Source organism: Micromonospora sp. WMMC273 (assembly GCF_027460285.1).
GTDB classification, from domain to species: domain Bacteria; phylum Actinomycetota; class Actinomycetes; order Mycobacteriales; family Micromonosporaceae; genus Micromonospora; species Micromonospora aurantiaca.
Genome location: NZ_JAPZBE010000001.1, coordinates 2,568,295 through 2,586,438, shown reverse-complemented (window position 1 = coordinate 2,586,438; position 18,144 = coordinate 2,568,295). Strand labels below are relative to the sequence as shown.

The 18,144-nt window shown below is 74.6% G+C and carries 7 protein-coding genes; 1 reads left to right on the top strand and 6 read right to left on the bottom strand.

Features of this window, described 5'->3' with window-relative positions; translation table 11 throughout:
- Positions 1-1,215: a hypothetical protein gene (locus O7611_RS11945; protein WP_194801715.1), complete on the top strand. Its 1,215-nt coding sequence runs from the start codon at positions 1-3 to the stop codon at positions 1,213-1,215.
- Here the strand turns inward: O7611_RS11945 and O7611_RS11940 are convergent.
- The 6 genes from O7611_RS11940 to O7611_RS11915 all read right to left on the bottom strand — a co-directional run bounded on the left by O7611_RS11940 (position 1,161) and on the right by O7611_RS11915 (position 18,139).
- Entirely contained in the window at positions 1,161-2,807 is a 1,647-nt protein-coding gene (locus tag O7611_RS11940) for a DUF885 domain-containing protein (protein WP_269696842.1), read from the bottom strand. The two genes, O7611_RS11945 and O7611_RS11940, sit on opposite strands and share 55 nt — an antisense overlap.
- Before the next feature lie 96 nt (positions 2,808-2,903).
- Positions 2,904-8,390 carry a non-ribosomal peptide synthetase/MFS transporter gene (locus tag O7611_RS11935; RefSeq protein ID WP_269696841.1) on the bottom strand — a complete coding sequence of 1,829 codons (5,487 nt, stop codon included), beginning with the start codon at positions 8,388-8,390 and terminating at the stop codon, positions 2,904-2,906.
- The gene (locus tag O7611_RS11930; RefSeq protein WP_269696840.1) at positions 8,390-11,515 is read right to left on the bottom strand and encodes a non-ribosomal peptide synthetase; all 3,126 of its coding nucleotides are present in this window, start codon (positions 11,513-11,515) and stop codon (positions 8,390-8,392) included. The genes O7611_RS11935 and O7611_RS11930 overlap by 1 nt, the downstream gene beginning before the upstream one ends.
- Positions 11,512-11,700, bottom strand: a complete 189-nt coding sequence (locus O7611_RS11925; protein WP_269696839.1) for an MbtH family protein — start codon at positions 11,698-11,700, stop codon at positions 11,512-11,514. The genes O7611_RS11930 and O7611_RS11925 overlap by 4 nt, the downstream gene beginning before the upstream one ends.
- A 1-nt stretch (position 11,701) precedes the next feature.
- Positions 11,702-12,655, bottom strand: a complete 954-nt coding sequence (locus O7611_RS11920) for a TauD/TfdA family dioxygenase (protein ID WP_194801719.1) — start codon at positions 12,653-12,655, stop codon at positions 11,702-11,704.
- A gap of 33 nt (positions 12,656-12,688) precedes the next feature.
- Positions 12,689-18,139, bottom strand: a complete 5,451-nt coding sequence (locus O7611_RS11915) for a type I polyketide synthase (RefSeq protein WP_269696838.1) — start codon at positions 18,137-18,139, stop codon at positions 12,689-12,691.
- Positions 18,140-18,144: the final 5 nt, after the last annotated feature.

Below are 18,144 nucleotides of genomic sequence, written 5' to 3'. Positions count from 1 at the left end.
GTGACTCCCCTGCGCGCACCCCTGGCCCGTTACGCCGAGCGGCTGCACCGCGCCGCCGGTGACACCCACCACGTCGCCTCGCCGCTCGGTGCCTGGCTGCTGCTGGCGCTGACCGGCCCGGCCGCCACCGGTGAGACCCGGGCGGCGCTGGCCGAGGCACTCGACGCCGACCCGGACGACGCCGCCGCCGAGGCCCGGGCGCTGCTCGCCGCCCCGCATTCGATGGTCGCCGCCGCCACCGCGCTGTGGGAACGCGCCCCGGCGGCGGAACTGGCCGCCTGGCGGGCCGCCCTGCCGGCGAGCACCGAACGCGGTCCGCTGCCGGACCAGGCGGCGCTGGACGCCTGGGCCCGGGAGCGTACCGGCGGGCTGATCGACAGCTTCCCGGTCGACCTCGCCCCGGACACCCTGCTGGTCCTGGCCAGCGCGCTCGCGACCCGGGTGTCGTGGGCCGACCCGTTCGACACCGCCCCGGGCGCGGAGCTGGGCGCGGGCAGCGCCTGGTCCGGGCGGCTGAGCCGGGTGCTGCGTACGCCGCCGTCCGGGCACCGCTGCTGGGTGGCGGCCACCGACCGCGCCGGTGACGTGGCGGTGCACGCGGTGCCGGCGCAAACCGGCGACGACGGCGCCGGGATGCTCGTGGTCTCGGTGGCCGCCGCACCCGAGGTGCCCGCCGCCGACGTGCTGGCCGCCGCGCAGGAACTGGCGAGCGCCGCCGCGCTCATCCCGGACTCCACGCCGGACCGCCGTTCGCTGTACGACCTTCCGCTGGACGAGACGCCGCTGTGGACGGTGCGGGAGGAGCCGATCCAAACGTACGCGGCGGACGCCCGGGTGGAACGCGCCACCGCGGTGCTGCCCTGCTGGTCGGCGCGTAGCCGGCACGACCTGACCGCGCCCGGGTTCGGCTTCGACGCGGCGGCCCGGGCGCTCGGCGAGTTGCTGGGCATGACCGGGCCGGGGTTCGACGCCGCGCAGTCCGCGGTGGCCCGGTTCGGCCGCTACGGCTTCGAGGCGGCCGCGGTGACCGGGTTCTTCACGGTGACCAGCGCGCCGCCGGAGCGGGTCGCCCGCATCGCGGAGCTGCGCTTCGGTCACCCGTACGCGGTGGTCGCGGTGACCACGGACCCGGCCGGTGGGCCGTGGCACGCGCTGCCTGTCTACTCCGCCTGGGTGGCCGACCCGGAGGAGCTGCCCGCCGGCGACGCCGGGTAGGCCGCGAGCGCGCTGGTGAGCTGGTCCAGTCCCAAGGAGCCGAGCTCCAGCGCCCGGTTGTGGAACGCGCGCCGATCGCCGGGGAACGCCGCGCGGCCGTCCCGCCACACCCGCTCCCCCACCTTGTAGGTGAGCGCCTGCCCCGGCCGGCCCAGATAGCGGGCCAGTTCCAGTGGTGCGTACGGGCCCTGGTGGCAGCGGTCGCGCAACAGGTCCAGCGCGGCGTCCGGCGTCCACGGCGCGCCGCCGGAGGGCATCGGCAGCTTCAGGTGCAGGCCGATGTCGAGCACCACCCGGGCCGCCCGCAGCAGTTGCATGAACAGGTGCCCCAGCCGGGCGCCCGGCTGCTCGTAGAGTCCGAGTTCGTCCATGAACCGCTCGGCGTACAGGGCCCAGCCCTCCTGCGCGCCGGAGAGCCCGCCGAGCAGGTTCAGCCGCTGCCCGGGGCCGCCCCGGCACGCCTCCGAGCCGAGGTGCAGGTGGTGGCCGGGGACGCCCTCGTGGTACGCGGTGCTGTACGCCCACCAGGTGGAGAAGTGCTCCCGCCCCTCGGGCAGCAGCCACGAGACCCGGCCCGGCCGGGTCAGGTCCCGCGACGGCGCGATGTAGGCGGTGCCGCCGGACGTGGTGACCCTTGACTCGATGCGCCGCAGCGGCGCGGGGATGTCGAAGTGGACACCGTGCATCCGCTCGGTGGTGGCCTCCAGCAGCTCCTGGAGCCAGGCGGCGAACTCGTCCCGGCTGGCCAGCGCGCCCGGCGCGTCGGGGCGGTCGAGCCGGTCCCGCACCTCGGGCACGGTGCCGCCCAGGGCCTTCGCCTCGGCGACCAGGTCCGCCTCGATCGCGGCGAACTCGTCCCAGCCCCACTCGTACAGCTCGCGCAGGTCCGGTTCGGTGCCGAGGAAGGTCCGCACCCAGAGGGCGTACCGCTGCGGGCCGAACGCCTCGTCGTCGTGCGCGAGCGGCGCCAGGTCCGCGGTGAGCGTCGCGGCGAACCGCCGGTACGCCTCCCGCGCGCCCTGCGCCGCAGCCTGCAACGAGGCGCGCTGCGGGCCGTCGCCGTACCGCTGCACGAGCGCCGTGTCCTCGTCGAGCCAGGTGCGGCAGCGCCGCGTCACCAGCTCCACCTGACGCCGGGCCGGCAGGTGACCGCGCCCGGCGGCGAGAAGCAGGCTCCGGGCGTACCCGTCGAGTGCGGCCGGGATCGCGGCCTGGCGCGCGCCGACGCGGGCCCAGCCGTCCTCGGAGGCCGCGCGCCCGGCGTCGCGGCCCGGCACCGCTGATTCCACGCACTGGCGGATGAGCTGGAGCGGGCCGGTGGCCGCGGCGTGCAGTTCCCGCAGGTCCTCCCCGGCGTCGTGGAAGGCGATCCGGGCGCGCAGCCGTTCGGCGAGGTGGGCGTGCAGCGGGCTCGCGGGCAGCGTCTCGATCCGGCGCAGGGCGCGGGTGGCGAGGTCGGCGCGGGCCTGGTGACCGTCCGGGCTGTAGTCGGTGAGCCCATCGACGTCCTGCTCACCGGCCTCGACCACGGCGGCGCACGGGTCGAGGCGCCCCATCTCCCGCAACAGCACCTCGGTGACGTCCTCGCTCATCGCACCGATGCTAGCCCCGGTGATCAAGGAGTTCGTGCCGGCCGGGGAGGCCCGGACCGGACACGAACTCCTTGATCAACCGGATGGGAGGCGGGGTCAGACCGAGACGAGCTCCTTCTTCTCGGCCTTGGCGGCCAGGCGCTTCTCCCGTTCCTGGGCACCGATCAGGTCGTCCGGCAGGGAGTCCTCCACCTCCAGGTCGAACCGGCGCAGCAGCCGGATCGCGAACCCGCCGAGCGTGATGAGGATCAGCGCCGCGCCGAAGCAGATGTACGCGAAACCGATGCCCCGGCCCGGTCCGGTGCCGATCACCGCGCCCACCGAGCCGGCGAGCGCCCCACCGGGTGCGAGCATCGGCTCGAACAGCGCGGTGGCGCCCGGCGCGAGCAGCGCGAACCCGATCGGCAGCGTCGACCAGGAGATGGTCTGGTTGAGGCTGAACACCCGGCCGTGGAAGCGCTGCGGCACCTTCACCTGGACGATCGTCGCGTAGATCGACTGCGCGGTGGTCATCGACATGGCCAGCCAGCAGAAGCCGACGCAGATCATCGCCACCGACGCGTCCAGGCCGATCAGCACGCACCCGATCGCGGTGCCCAGGTTGCCGATCAGCACGCCGATCATGCGGCGCTTGCGCGGACCGCCCCACAGCGACATGAGCACGCCGCCGAGCACCGCGCCGACCGCCTCGGCCAGCGCCACCTGCGCCACCTGGGTCGGGCTGCCGAACGACAGCACCAGCGGCGTGATGAGCACCAGTGCGGGCGCCAGAAAGATGTTGCCCAGCGCGAAGTAGCCGAGCATCAGCCGGAACCCGCGATGCCGCCACGAGTAGCGCATGCCGTTGGCGATGGCCACCAGCAGGCGTTCCCGGGGCCGCCAGCCCAGCGCGTCCGGGAAGCGGACCACGGCGAGGGTGAGCACCGCGAACACGTAGCTGGCCACGTCGACCAGCAGGATGCCCTTCAGCTCGATGGTGGCGAGCAGGCCGGCCGCGAACGCCGGCATGAGCAGCGTGGCCACACCGGTGGAAAGCTGGGTGATGCCCATGGCGTGCCCGAGGTAGCGCTTGGGCACCAGCTGCGGCACCGCCGACTGGAACGCGATCCGCTGGAACGAACCGGCCACCGAACTGAGCGCCACCAGCATGTAGATGTGCCAGAGCACCAGGTTGTCGGTCCACAACAGGGTCGCCAGCACGAGCTGGACGGACCCGGCGAAGCAGCTCGCCGTCATCATGATCCGCCGCCGGCTGACCCGGTCGACCAGCGCGCCGGCCACCGGCAGCATGAGCACGCCGCAGATCAGCGCAAGCGCCCAGAGCAGGCCGAGGTTCGCCACCGAGCCGGTGCGGTTGAACAACCAGATCGGCAGCGCGAACGCGGTCAGCGCGGAACCGGTGCTGGAGATGAGCTGGCCGGTCGTGATGGCCATGAACCGGCCCATGCTCGGCTTGACCGTCTTGGTGGGCTTGCGGGCCTCCCCCACCCGCAGCGTGTCGGCCACCACCCAGCCGGCGTCCTCACCACGGGCCTCCGGCGTCAGCGCGCCGACGTCACCGGCGACCACCGCCGGGTGCACCTGCGTGACGATCTCGGCGAGTTCCTCGGCGCGGTACTTGAGGAAGAAGTGCCCGGCCTGGTCGAGGACGACGAGGCCGAGCGTGTCGCTGAGGAACTGCCACTCGGCGTACCGCTCGCGGTAGTAGTCGGTGACCGGGTCCTCGGAGCCGACCACCGAGATGATCGGCGTCCGGAGCTTCGCCGCCTGCTGGTCCAGCAGCCGGGTGAAGTACTCCTCCGAGGCGCGGGAGTCGGCCCGCATGTTGCTGATGATCCGGTCGGCCTGCTCCGGGTCCAGCTCGTCGGTGTCCACACCCATCGACTTCAGCCAGCTCGCCGAGTGCCTGTTGCTGCTGAGCCGCTCGAGGCGGTCGCGGAGCGCCGCGATCACGCCCTTCGGACGGGCGAACGGGAACATGGCGCCGATGTAGACGGCCTCCAGGTCCCGGCCGGCCGCCTCGACCTTGCGGGCCACGTCGGCGAGGATGGCGCTGCCCACGCCACAGTGGCCGTACAGTGCGATCGGCCCCTCGACCCGCTCCAGGATCTCGTCGGCGACCCGGCTGGTCAGCTCGTCGAACGGCAACGCGTCCTCGCTCAGACCCACGTCGTGGCCGGGGATCGCCAGCGACCACAGCCCGTACCCGGCCGGCAGCGCGTCGGCAAGCGGCTGGTAGACGATGGCGCTGCCGCCGCCGTACGGGACGCAGACGTACGTCAGCACCCGCTTGCCCGCCGGGATCGGCTTGGTCAGCTCGTAGAGCAGCCGGCGCGGCCCCTCGTGCGCGGCGTCACCGGAGATGAACGCGGCGAGGTCCCGGATGGTGCGCTGCTGGAACAGGTCCATCACGCCGACCGCCCGGCCGCCCAGCTCCGCCTTGCGGATCTTGGCGACCACCTGGGTGGCCAGCATCGAGTGCCCGCCCAGGTCGAAGAAGTCGTCGTCGATGCCGAGCGTGTCCACGCCCAGCACCTCGGACCAGATCGCGGCGAGCGCCCGCTCGGTGTCGTCGCGCGGCTCGACGAGCGCCACCGACGCCTCGCGGGTGACCACCGGCGCGGGCAGCGCCTTGCGGTCCAGCTTGCCGTTCGGGGTCAGCGGCAGCGCGTCGAGCGTGACGAACGCGGCCGGCACCATGTATTCGGGCAGCGTGTCCTTCAGCGCCGCCTTCAGCGCGGCGTGCTCGGCCTCCCCCACCAGGTACGCGGTGAGCCGCTTGTCGCCCGGGCTGTCCTCGCGGACGATCACCGTGGCCTCGGTGACGCCCGGCTGGTCGCGCAGCGCGCTCTCGATCTCGCCCAGCTCGATGCGCAGACCACGCAGCTTGACCTGGTGGTCGATGCGGCCGAGGAACTCGATCACCCCGGCGCCGTCCGGGCCGGCGACCCAGCGGGCCAGGTCACCGGTGCGGTAGAGGCGGGCGCCCGGCTCGCCGGAGAACGGGTCGGGGACGAACTTCTCCGCCGTCAGCGCCGGCCGGCGGTGGTAGCCGCGGGCCAGCCCGACACCGCCGATGTGCAGCTCCCCGGCCACCCCGACCGGGCACTGCGCGCCGGACGGGTCGAGCACGTGCAGCCGCAGGTTGGCGATCGGCGCGCCGATCGGCACGCTGGTCACCTCGGCCAGCCGGTCCGGCTCGCACGCCCAGGCGGTCACGTCGATGGCCGCCTCGGTCGGGCCGTACAGGTTGTGCAGGCCGCACCAGGGCAGCCGGGCGGTGAAGTCGGCCGCCGAGGCCGGCGGCAGCTCCTCACCGGAGCAGATCACCCGGCGCAGCGCGGTGGCCGCTTCCACGCCGTCCTCGGCGAGGAAGACGGTCAGCATCGACGGGACGAAGTGGGCGGTGGTGATCCGCTCGGACACCAGCAGGTCGCGCAGGTAGCCGGCGTCCTTGTGACCGCCGGGCTTCGCCAGCACCAGGCGGGCGCCGGTGCGCAGCGGCCAGAAGAACTCCCACACCGACACGTCGAAGCTCGCCGGGGTCTTCTGGAGCACCGCGTCGTCGGCGCCGAGGCCGTACGTCTTCTGCATCCAGTCGAGCCGGTTGACGATGCCCCGGTGCGTGTTCGGCACGCCCTTCGGGCGGCCGGTGGAGCCGGAGGTGTAGATGACGTACGCCAGGTTCTCCGGCCCGGCGGCCGGCGTGGGGTCGGTCTCGGGCTGACCGCTCCACACGGTGGCGTCGTCCAGTTCGAGCACCGTGGCGCCGGTGTCGGGCAGCACGTCACGCAGGTGCGACTGGACCAGCACCACCGGCGCGTCCGCGTCGCCGACCATGAACGCGAGCCGGTCGGCCGGGTACTCCGGGTCCAGCGGCAGGTACGCGCCGCCGGCCTTGAGCACGCCGAGCAGGCCGGCGACCAGTTCCACCGACCGTTCCGCGCACACCCCGACCAGGGTCTCCGGGCCGACGCCCGCCACGCGCAGCCGGTGCGCGACGCGGTTGGCCTGCGCGTTCAGCTCGGCGTACGTGCGCCTGTGCCCGTCGATGGTGACCGCCACCGCGTCCGGGGTGGCCGCGGCGCGCTCCTCGATCGGGCCGTGCAGCGTCTCGGCGCGCGGGAAGTCGGCGGTGGTGTCGTTCCAGGCGGCCAGCAGGTCCCGCTCGGCGGCGGGCAGCAGCGGCAGCCGGGACACCGGGGTGTCCGGCGCGGCGACGACCGCGTCCAGCAGCGCGGTCCACCGCTGCGCCATCCGCTCCACCGTGGCACGGTCGAACAGGTCGGTGTTGAAGACCAGCTTGCCCCAGAGACCGTCGACGGTCTCCACCGCGTGCAGCTCGAAGTCGAACCGGGTGGCCTGCAACTCCATCGGGGTCCAGGAGAACGTGACCTCGTCGGTGCGGGACACGCCGCGGAAGCGGCCCATCTCGTAGTTCTGCAGCACGAACATGGTCTGGAACACCGGGGAGCGGCTGACGTCGCGCGGCAGGCCCAGCTCGTGGACCACCTTGGCGAACGGCACCTCGGCGTGCTCGAACCCGTCGAGCACCGTACGGCGGGTGCGTTCCAGCAGCTCGGCGAACGTCGGGTCGCCGGCCAGGTCGGCGCGCAGCGGCAGCATGTTGATGAACATGCCGACGACGTTCTCCAGCTCCGGCGCGGACCGGCCGGCCACCGACGCGCCGATGGCGAAGTCGTCCTGGCCGGCGTGCCGGGCCAGCAGCACCTGGTACGCGGCGAGCAGCGTCATGAACAGCGTGCCGCCGCTGTCGCGGGTGAGCGCGTTGAGCGCCTCCGTGGCGGCCGGGTCGAGCTGGAACTCGACGAAGTCACCCCGGTAGGTCTGGGTGGCCGGGCGGGGCCGGTCCAGCGGCAGTTCCAGCGGCGTGATGCCGGCCAGCCGCTGCTTCCAGTAGTCGACGTGCGCCCGCGCCTGCGGCCCGTCCAGCTCCTGGGCCTCCCAGACGGCGAAGTCGCCGTACTGGATCGGCAGGGCCGGCGGCTCGCCGCCCCGGTAGAGCGTGATCAGGTCGCGCAGCAGCACGTCCACCGACCAGCCGTCACCGACGATGTGGTGTTGGGCGAGGAACAGCACGTGGTCGTCGGCGGCGAGCCGGATCAGCAGGGCCCGCAGCAGCGGCCCGTTCGCCAGGTCGAACGGCTCGGCCGCCGCCGCGTCGACGAGCGCCTGCGCGGCCGCCTCGTCGGGCGCGTCCACCACAGTGAGCGGCACGTCGGCGGTGTCCGCGACGACCACTGTGGGGCGGCCGTCGGCGTCGGCCGGGAAGCGGGTGCGCTGCGACTCGTGCCGGTCCGCGAGGGCGGTCAGCGCGACGCGCAACGCGTCCACGTCGAGTGGTCCGCGCACCCGCAGCGGCACCGCGATGTGGTACGCCGCCTCGCCCGGGGCGAGCTGGTCCATGAACCAGACCCGCTCCTGGGCGTAGGACAGCGGCACCTCGGCGCCGGACGGGCGGGGGGTGATCCGGGCCGCGGGGGCGGCCTGGCGGGCGCGTAGCCGTTTGGCGATCAGCGCCTGCCGGGCCGCCTCGCGGGCCGGATCCTTCAGGTCCGTCATCAGTTGGTTCCCTCTTCCGCCGCGAGCAGCGCGGCGACCTCGGTGTCGGAGAGCCCGTCGAGTTCGGCGGCGATCCGCTGTTCGATCTGGGCGGCCAGGTCGGCCACCACGGGGCTGCTGAACAGCGCCCGCATGGGCAGGTCGACGTCCACCTCGGCGCGGATCCGGGCCATCGCCCGCATGCCGCGCAGCGAGTTGCCGCCGAGGGCGAAGAAGTCGTCGTGGGCGCCGACCTTCTCCACCTGGAGGATCTCGGCGTACACCTCGGCCACCAGCTCCTCGGCGTCGGTGCGGGGCGCGACGTAGCTGTCCTGCGCCGCCTCGGTCGTCGCCGGGGCGGGCAGCGCGGCACGGTCCAGCTTGCCGTTCGGCGTCAGCGGCAGCGCGTCCAGCCGGACCAGGGCGGCCGGCACCAGGTGCGCGGGCAGCTCGCGGGCCAGTTCGGCGCGGACCGAGTCCTCGTGGGCCGGGCCCACCAGGTAGCCGACGAGCATCGGCTCGCCGCCGTCGGTGCGTACCGCCGCGGCGGCGGCGCGCACGTCCGGGTGGGCCAGCAGCGCGGCCTCCACCTCGCCCAGTTCGATGCGCATGCCGCGCACCTTGACCTGGTCGTCGCGGCGGCCCAGGTAGTCCAGCGTGCCGTCGGCACGCCAGCGGGCCAGGTCGCCGGTGGCGTACATCCGCGCGCCGGGCGGGCCGTACGGGCAGGGCAGGAACCGCTCGGCGGTCAGGGCGGGCCGGTCGTGGTAGCCGCGCGCGAGCTGGGTGCCGGTGACGTACAGCTCCCCCACCACGCCCGGCGGCACCGGCCGCAGGGCGGCGTCGAGCAGCAGCGCCCGGGTGTTCCAGGTGGGCGTGCCGATCGGCACCGGACCGGCCGGGACCGGTTCGCCGGGGGCGATCCGGGCCGCGACGCAGCCCACAGTGGCCTCCGTCGGGCCGTACTCGTTGATGACGGCCACGTCGGGGTGCGCGGCCCGCCATGCGGCGAGCTGCTCACCGGTCAGCGCCTCGCCGCCGATCACCAGGTCGGCCGTCGGCGACAGCTCGCCGTCGAGCAGCGGCAGGTGGCTCGGCGTGACCTTGAGGAACGCGGGCCGGCCACCGGCGCGGGCGGCGGGCTCGTCGATCGCGGCGAGCCGTACCGTGCCGCCGGCGGTGAGCGTGCCGAGCAGGCCGGTCACGGTCAGGTCGAACGACACCGGCGAGTGCAGCAGCGCCACCCCGGCCAGCCCCGGGTAGGTGGCGCGGGCCCAGGCCAGGTACGCGGTCACCGCCCGGTGCTCGACCATCACGCCCTTCGGGCGGCCGGTGGAGCCGGACGTGTAGAGCACGTACGCCGGGTGCTCCGGGCGCAGCGGCGCGACCCGGTCGGCGTCGGTGAGGTCGTCGCCGGACTGGTCGGAGCCGACCTCGCCGTCGAGTACCAGCGCGTCACCGGGCACCAGGGCGGCGGTGTCCGGCGCGGTCACCACCAGCGCGGGCGCGGCGTCGGCCAGGAGGTAGGCGATCCGGCCGGCCGGGTACGCGGTGTCCACCGGCACGTACGCGGCACCGGCCTTGAGCACCGCCAGCATCGCCACGACCAGGTCGCAGGAGCGGGGCAGCGCCAGCGCGACCCGGGTCTCCGGGCCTGCTCCGCGCGCCACCAGCAGCCGGGCCAGCCGGTTCGCGGCGGTGTTCAGCTCGCCGTAGCCGAGCGTCACGCCGTCGCAGACCAGCGCCGCCGCGTCCGGGGTGGCGGCGGCCTGCCGCTGCACCTCGTCGACCACGGTGGCCGCCGGCACGTCGTGGGCGGTGTCGTTCCAGGTGCCGAGCACCCGCTCCCGCTCGGTGTCGGTGAGCAGCGGCAGCGCGCCGACCGTACGCTCCGGCTCGGCGACCGCGGCGGCGAGCAGCCGTACGTAGCGGCTGACCACCGTCTCGGCCGTGGCCCGGTCGAACAGGTCGGTGCGGTAGACCAGGCGGCAGTCGCCGGTGGTGATGTCGAAGGCCAGGTCGTCCTTCGTGGTGCCCAGCTCCACCGGGTCGAGGCCGGAGTCCGGGATCCAGTTCAGCGCGGTCTGGAAGATCGGCTGCACCGACGGGTCACGCTGCGGGTCGACCGCCTCGACGATCTTCTGGAACGGCGTCTGCCCGTGCTCCATCGCGTCGATCAGGCCGTTGCGGACCCGGCCGAGCAGCGCCGCGAACGTCGGGTCGCCGGAGACGTCGCAGCGCAGCGCCACCGGGTTGACGAACATGCCGATCAGCGGCGTCAGCTCCGGATTGTCCCGGCCCGCGGTGGAGACGCCGACCACCACGTCGGCGTCGCCGGAGATCCGTGACAGCAGCGCCGCGAAACCGGCCAGCAGCACCATGTACGGGGTGGCCTGCGCGCCGGTGGCCAGCGCGCCGACGCGGTCCAGCAGCCCGTCGGGCAGCGTGAAGCGCACCTCGTCACCGGCGAAGCCGAGCTGGGCCGGGCGGGGCCGGTCCAGCGGCAGCCCGGTGACCGGCGGCGCGCCGGCCAGGTGACCGGTCCAGAACGCGAGCTGCCGGTCCAGTTCCTCGCCGGTGAGTTGCTGGCGCTGCCAGACCGCGAAGTCGGCGTACTGGATGGGCAGCTCGGGCACGGCGGGCTCGGCGCCGGCGCGCGCGGCCTCGCAGAACGCGACCAGCTCGGCGTGGAACAGCACCGCCGAGTGGCTGTCGAAGACGGCGTGGTGCACCACGAACGCCAGCGCCAGCCCTTCCTCCATGCGGATCAGCCGGGCCCGCCACAGCGGCGCCGCGTCCAGCGGGATCGGCGTGCGGGCCATCTCGCCGCGGAGGCGCTCGAACTCGGCCCGCTGCTCACCGGCCGGCAGGTGGGTGATGTCGGTGACGGGCGGCGACGCCGGCTCGTGGGCGCGCACGACCTGCACCAGCGCGCCGTCGTCGGTCCGCAGGTGGGTACGCAGCGCCTCGTGCCGGGCGATCACCCGGTTGACCACGTCACCGGCCGTGTCGGCGTCCACGCCGGCCGGGAACAGCCACGGGAAGGACACGTTGAACACCGGCGACCCGGCGTCGAGCTGGTTGGCCATCCACACCCGCTCCTGGGCGTAGGAGGCCGGGAAGGTCCACTCCTGGATCGTGCTCATGAGAGGGCCTCGCGCACCGAGCGGGGACGCATGTCGGTCCAGACCTCGTCGACGTGGGCCAGGCACTCCTCGCGCGTGCCGGCGAAGCCGGTGTCGTCCCAGCCGGCGGGCAGGTCCCGGTCGGCCGACCAGATCGAGTACTGCTCCTCGTCGTTGCGGACGACCAGGAATCGGGGTTCGGCCATGTCAGTTCGCTCCTGCGGTCTCGGGGGTGTACGGCTCGGCCATCGCCACGGCGATCTTGCGAGGACCGGTGAACGGTTCCCGGCCGTGCGCGGCGGTCATGTTGTCCACCACCAGCACGTCGTCGCGCTGGTAGTCGAAGCGGACGGTGGCGGCCCGGTAGGCGGCGCGCAGGTGGTCCATGACGTCGGCGGGGATCTCGCCGCCGTCGCCGTAGTAGGTGTTCGACGGCAGCCCGGCGGCGCCGAACATGGCCAGCAGCCCCTCCTGGTAGTCCTTGGGCAGGGTGCTGAGGTGGAAGAACGTGGCGTGGTTGAACCAGCGCGGGGTGTCCGAGCCGGGCCGGTGGTGCACCACGTCGCGGACCGCGCGGGTACGCAGGCCGTCCTTACCGACCCACTCCACGGTGATGCCGTTGTCCGCCGCGTACGCCTCGACCTCGGCGCGGCTCTCGGTGTTGAACACCTCCTGCCAGCGGGTGCCGAAGTCGCCGTGGAAGTTGCGCACCAGCATCCAGCGGCGGCGGATGAACTCCTCGCGGACCGCCGGGTCGATCAGCTCGTACACCCGGCGCACGTCGGCCAGCGGCGTGGCGCCCTGGGTGTCCGGCGGCGTGACGCAGTAGAAGAACAGCGTCAGCGGCCAGCGCGCCTGGTACGAGTTCTCGTTGTGCAGAAAGATCTCCTCGTCCGGCGGGTAGTCGGTCGAGGTGTAGACCCGGCCCTTGATGGAGTGCCGGGGCGAGGAGCGCTCGGTATAGGTCAGCGGCTCGCCGGCGAGTGCGCGGACGGCCTGGTCGAAGCCGTCCACGCCGCCCACGTCGAAGCCGCGGAACAGCAGCCCGCCGCTGGTGACGAGGGTGTCCCGCAGCTCGGCGCGCCGGGCCGCGATCAGGTCGGTCAGCGCCCGGCCGTCGCTCTCGACGACCACCGGCAGCGTCGTGGTTGTCTCGCTCATGGTGCGGTGTCTCCTGGTTCTGGATCGGGGGTGTCAGCCGCGGGGCAGCCGCGGGATGGCCGGGATCGCCGCCGGGGCGGCCGGTGCGTCGGCGGGCGCCTCGGCGCGCAGCTCCTCGATCCGGGCGGCCAGGCCGGCCACCGTGGGGGTCTCGAAGAGGCTGCGCATCGGCAGCCGTACGCCTGTCGCCTTGCGCATGGCCGCGATGAGCTGCACGGCCACCAGCGAGTTGCCGCCGAGGGCGAAGAAGTCGTCGTCCACGCCGACGTCGGTGACGCCGAGGCCGTCGCGCCACACCTGGGCGATCGTCTTCTCCAGCTCGGTGCCGGGCGCCGCCGAGCCGCCTCCGGTGGCCGCCGTCGTGCCGGCCGGCGCGTCGGTCTCCTCGGCGAGGCTGTCGGTGGTGACCCGCGCCGCGCGGCGCCGGATGTCGGCGACGGTGCGGGTGGTGATCACCACCTGGGCGCCGAGACCGGCGGCGAGGCTGCGGCGGAACGCCTCCGCGCCGTCGACCGGGCGGATGTCCTCGGTGACCGGCGCCGCGGCGTCCGCGTCCGCCGCCGGGGACTCGCCCAGGTTGCCGGTGACCGCGTCCTGGTCGACCCGGCGCAGCACGAAGTCGCTGATCGAGACCAGCTCCCGCCCGTCGGGGTCGCGCAGCGACAGGTCGGCGGCGACCACCTCGTCGGTGGCGGCGGGCCGGTGCCGCAGGTGACTGTGGAACGTCGCCGGCAGCGCGCCGCGCACCACGATCCGGCCGTACGACAGCGGTAGGTAGGTGCCGGAGCCCTGCCCACGGCCGAACGCGGTGGCCACGTCCAGCAGCGCCGGGTGCATGCCCCAGGAGGGCAGGTCACCGACCGCGGCGGCGGGTGCCTGCACCCGGGCCAGCTCCTCGCCGTCGGCGAGGTGGTGCTCGGCCAGCGCCGCCCAGCGCGGGCCGAACGTGAGCATGCTGGTGCGTCCCCGGCCGAACGAGGCGTCGTCGTCGACCCGCCGCCCGGCGACGGCGGGCACGGCGGCCGGCGGGGCCGCGTCGGTGGTCCACCCGGCGGTGCCGCGGACGTGGGTGCGCGCCTGCCCGGCGGCGAGGCTGGCGACGGTGAAGTCGGTGCCGTCCTCGGCCGGGGTCAGCTCGACCCGGTACTGGGCCACGGTGCCGTCCGGCACCGAGAACGGCTCCAGGAACACCACGTCCCGCAGTTCCACCGCGGCGTCGGGCCCCGGCGCGGGCAGCGCGGCGACCACCGCGGCGCGCACCGACTCCAGGTGGGCGGTGCCCGGCACCACCGGCACCCCGGCGATCCGGTGCTCGTCGAGCAGCCAGTGGGTGTCCGCCGAGACCAGTCCGTGCAGCACCGTGCCGTCCGGCCCGGCCACCATCGTGGTGAGCACCGGGTGGGCGACCGCCGTGGTCACGGTGTCCCGCCCGGCGGCCCGGAACGCGGCCGGGGCGGCGGTCTCCACCGCCATGCCGACCTCGGCCCAGCCGCCCCAGTTCTGCGACACCACCGGCGCGCGGAACCCGGTGCCGGAGCGCGCGAACGCGTCCAGGAAGTTGTTCGCGGCGCAGTAGTCGACCTGGCCGAACCCGCCGATCACCGCGGTGATCGAGGAGCAGAGCACGACGAAGTCCAGCGGCAGGTCGCCGAAGACCCGGGCCAGCGCCAGGGTGCCGGCCAGCTTCGGGGCCAGCACGCGCTGCGCCTCGTCGCGGTCCTTCACCTCGGCCATGCCGCCGCCGGGCAGACCCGCGGCGTGCACGATGCCGTCCAGCCCGCCGAACCGGCGCTCCGCCTCGTCGCGGACCCGGCGCAGGTCGTCGGTGTCGGTGACGTCGGCGGCGAGCACCAGCACCTCGGCGCCCGCGGCCTCCATCCGGCGGATCGCCGCGATGGCCCGTCCGGCCCGGTCGGCGCCGCCGTGCACCGCCAGGTGCGCGTCCCACTCGTCCCGTTCGGGCAGCCCGGAGCGGGCCAGCAGCACCAGCTTGGCGCGGGCCCGGCGGGCGAAGTCCTCGGCGAGGGTGACGCCGATGCCGCCGAGGCCGCCGGTGATCAGGTAGCGGCCCTCCTCGCGCAGCACGCCCGGCTCGTCCTCGGCGGCCACTGTGACCTGCTCGTAGCCGGCCAGCCAGCGGCGGTCGCCGCGCAGCGCCACCTCCGGGTGCTCGGCGTCGACCGGGCTGCGCAGCTCGGCCACCAGGGCGGCGACGCCGCGCGCGGCCGGGTCGGTGTCGAGCAGCCGCACGGTCAGGCCGGGCAGCTCGGCCGGGAGCACCCGGGCCAGGCCGGCCAGCGTGGCGTGCTCCGGGCGGGTCAGGTCGTCGCCGCGGACGTCGCCGATGCCGGCGGTGACCAGGTCCAGGCGGACGCCCGCCTCGTCGGCCGTCACACCGGCGCCGGCCAGGGCCTGCACCAGGTGCAGCGCGCCGAGGAAGCCGCGCTCCTGCGCCGCCCAGGCGGCCGCCGCGTCGGTGCCGGCCGGGTCACCGTCGAGCGCGAACGCGTGCACGATCCGCCGGGGCAGGTCGGCGCCGAGCGCGGCGACCAGTTCCTCGGCGTCGGCGCGTACGCCGGGGCGCAGCCGGAAGCCGTTGGCGGTGGCGGTGAACGCCTCGCCGGCGCGTACCTCGACCGGGTCGTCGCCGGCGGCGCGCAACGCGGCCACGAGCGCGTCGCCGCGCGGACCGTCGGCCAGCACCAGGCAGCGGCCCAGCGGCTCGGCCGTGCGGGCCGGCGCGGCCTGCCGCCACACCGGCACCGCGAACCACTCCGGCAGCGGGCGCGGGCCGGTCTCGACGGGCGCCGCCGCCGGCTCCTGCTCCGGGTCCGGGTCGATCCAGTAGCGGCGCCGCTCGAACGGGTACGTGGGCAGCGGCACCCGCCGCGCGTGCGGGTCGGCCGGGACGCTCACCGGCACCCCGGCGCACCACAGCGCGCCGGCCGTGCCGAGCAGCGCCGCCAGGTCACCGGTCGGCTCGCCCGGGCCGGGCAGGCTGCCCAGCGGGGTCAGCGCGCGCTGCGCCTCAGCGGCCTTGGCGACCTGCATCCGGGCCAGGTTGGCCAGCTGCCGACCCGGGCCGCACTCGACGAGCGCCCAGGTGCCCTCGGCGAGCAGCGTCGCCACGCACGCGCCGAAGCGGACCGGGCGGCGCAGGTGCGCGGCCCAGTACGCCGGGTCGGTGGCCTGCGCCTCGGTGATCCAGGTGCCCGTCACGTTCGAGACGAACGGCACCGCCGGGGCGCGCAGCGGCACGGTGGCCATCAGCGCGGTGAACTCGTCCAGGATCGGGTCCATCATCGGCGAGTGGAACGCGTGCGAGGTGCGCAGCACCTTCGACTTGTTCTTGCCGCCGAGGCTCGCCGCGAACTCCTCCACGAGCGCCGTCTCACCGGCGACCACGCAGGTGCCGGGGCCGTTGACCGTCGCCACCGACAGGCCCTCGGGCAGCTTGCCGGTCACCTCCGACTCGTCGAGCGTGACCGCCAGCATCGAACCGGCGGGCAGGGAGTGCATGAGCCGGCCCCGGGCGGCCACCACGCGCAGCGCGTCGGCGAGGTCGAGCACCCCGGCGACCGTCGCGGCCACGTACTCGCCGATGGAGTGGCCGATCATCGCGGCCGGGGTGACCCCGGCGGCCCGCCAGGCGGCGGCGAGGGCGTACTCGACGGTGAACAGGGCGGGCTGGGTGTAGCGGGTCTGCGTGAGCTTGTCCGCCGCCTCCGGGTCGCGGCCCAGGATCAGGTCGCGGATGTCCAGGCCCAGCTCGGGACGGAGCAGCTCGGCGCACTCGTCGACGGCGGCGGCGTACGCGGTGTCCTGCGCGTACAGCTCGGCGCCCATCCCGGCGTACTGCGAGCCCTGACCGCTGAACAGGAACGCCACCCGGGGCGCGGCGCCCTCGGCGGCACCCCGGTGGCCCTTGCGCCGCTCGCGCAGCGCGGCGGCCGCGGACGCCGGGTCACCGGCGACGACGGCGGCGCGGTGGGCGTACACCTGGCGGCCGACGCGCAGCGTGTGCGCCACGTCGGTGAGCGCCACGTCGCTGCCGCTCTCCAGGTGGTCGGCGAGCCGCCGCACGGCGGTGTCCAGCGCGGTCGGGGTCTTCGCCGACACCTGGAGCAGCTGCGCCGGGCGGGCCGGCGGCTCGGGCCGGCCGGCGGCCGGGGCCTCCTCCAGCACCACGTGCGCGTTGGTGCCGCCGATGCCGAAGGAGCTGACGCCGGCGCGGCGCGGTCCGCCGTCGGTGTCCCACTTGGTCAGCGTGTTCGCCACGTAGAACGGGGTGTCGGCGAAGTCGATGGCCGGGTTCGGCGACTCGTAGTTGATGGTCGGCGGGATCAGCCCGTGTTCCATCGCCAGCACCGTCTTGATCACGCTGACGATGCCGGAGGGCTGGCTGAGGTGGCCGATGTTCGACTTCACCGAGCCGATGCCGCACCAGCCGCGCTCGTCGGTGTCCTTGGTGTAGACGGCGGACAGCGCGGCGACCTCGATCGGGTCGCCGAGCGCGGTGCCGGTGCCGTGCGCCTCGACGTAGCTGATGCTGCGCGGGTCGACGCCGGCCAGCTCGACGGCCTGGGCGACGGCCTCCATCTGCCCGTCGATGCTGGGGGCGGTGAAGCCGACCTTCCCGGCGCCGTCGTTGTTGATGGCGTTGCCGAGCACTACCGCGCGGATGGTGTCGCCGTCGGCGATCGCGTCGGAGAGCCGCTTGAGCAGCGTCACGCCGACGCCGCTGCCCCACACCGTGCCGTTCGCTCCGGCGTCGAACGGCCGGCACCGCCCGTCGGGCGAGGTGAAGCCGTCCATGCCGAGGTAGCCGACGTGCGGCAGCTCGATGTTGACGCCGCCGGCCAGGGCCATGTCGCACTCGCCGTTGCGCAGCGCCTCGCAGGCCAGGTGGAACGCGACGAGCGAGGTCGAGCAGGCGGTGTGCACGGTCATGCTGGGCCCGCGCAGGTCCAGCCGGTACGACACGTTCGTGGCCACGTAGTTCGGCGAGTTCCCGGTGGCCAGCGAGACCGCGCCGTGCGGGTTCCCGCCGACGCGCTTGTTGCGGTACACGTTGCGGTGCAGGTACGTGTTGCCGCCGGTGCCGGCGTACACGCCCACCGCGCCGTCGTAGCGGCCCGGGTCGTAGCCGGCGTTCTGCAGGGCGGTGTAGCAGGTCTCCAGGAACAGCCGGTGCTGCGGGTCGGTGATCTCGGCCTCGCGGGCGGTCATCCCGAACAGGCCGGCGTCGAACTCGTCGTAGCCGTCCACCAGCGGGGCACGGTTGACCCACCCCGGGTCGTCGACCTCCTGCGGCTGGGCGCCGCGGGCGAGCTGCTCCTCGCGGGTCAGTTCGGTCGTCGACTCCACGCCGTCGACCAGGTTGCGCCAGAACTCGTCGACGTCGGCCGCGCCGGGCAGGCGGGCGGCGAGCCCGACGATGGCGATGGGCTCGACGCCGTCGTCGGCGGGAATGTCGTTCTGCATGGGGG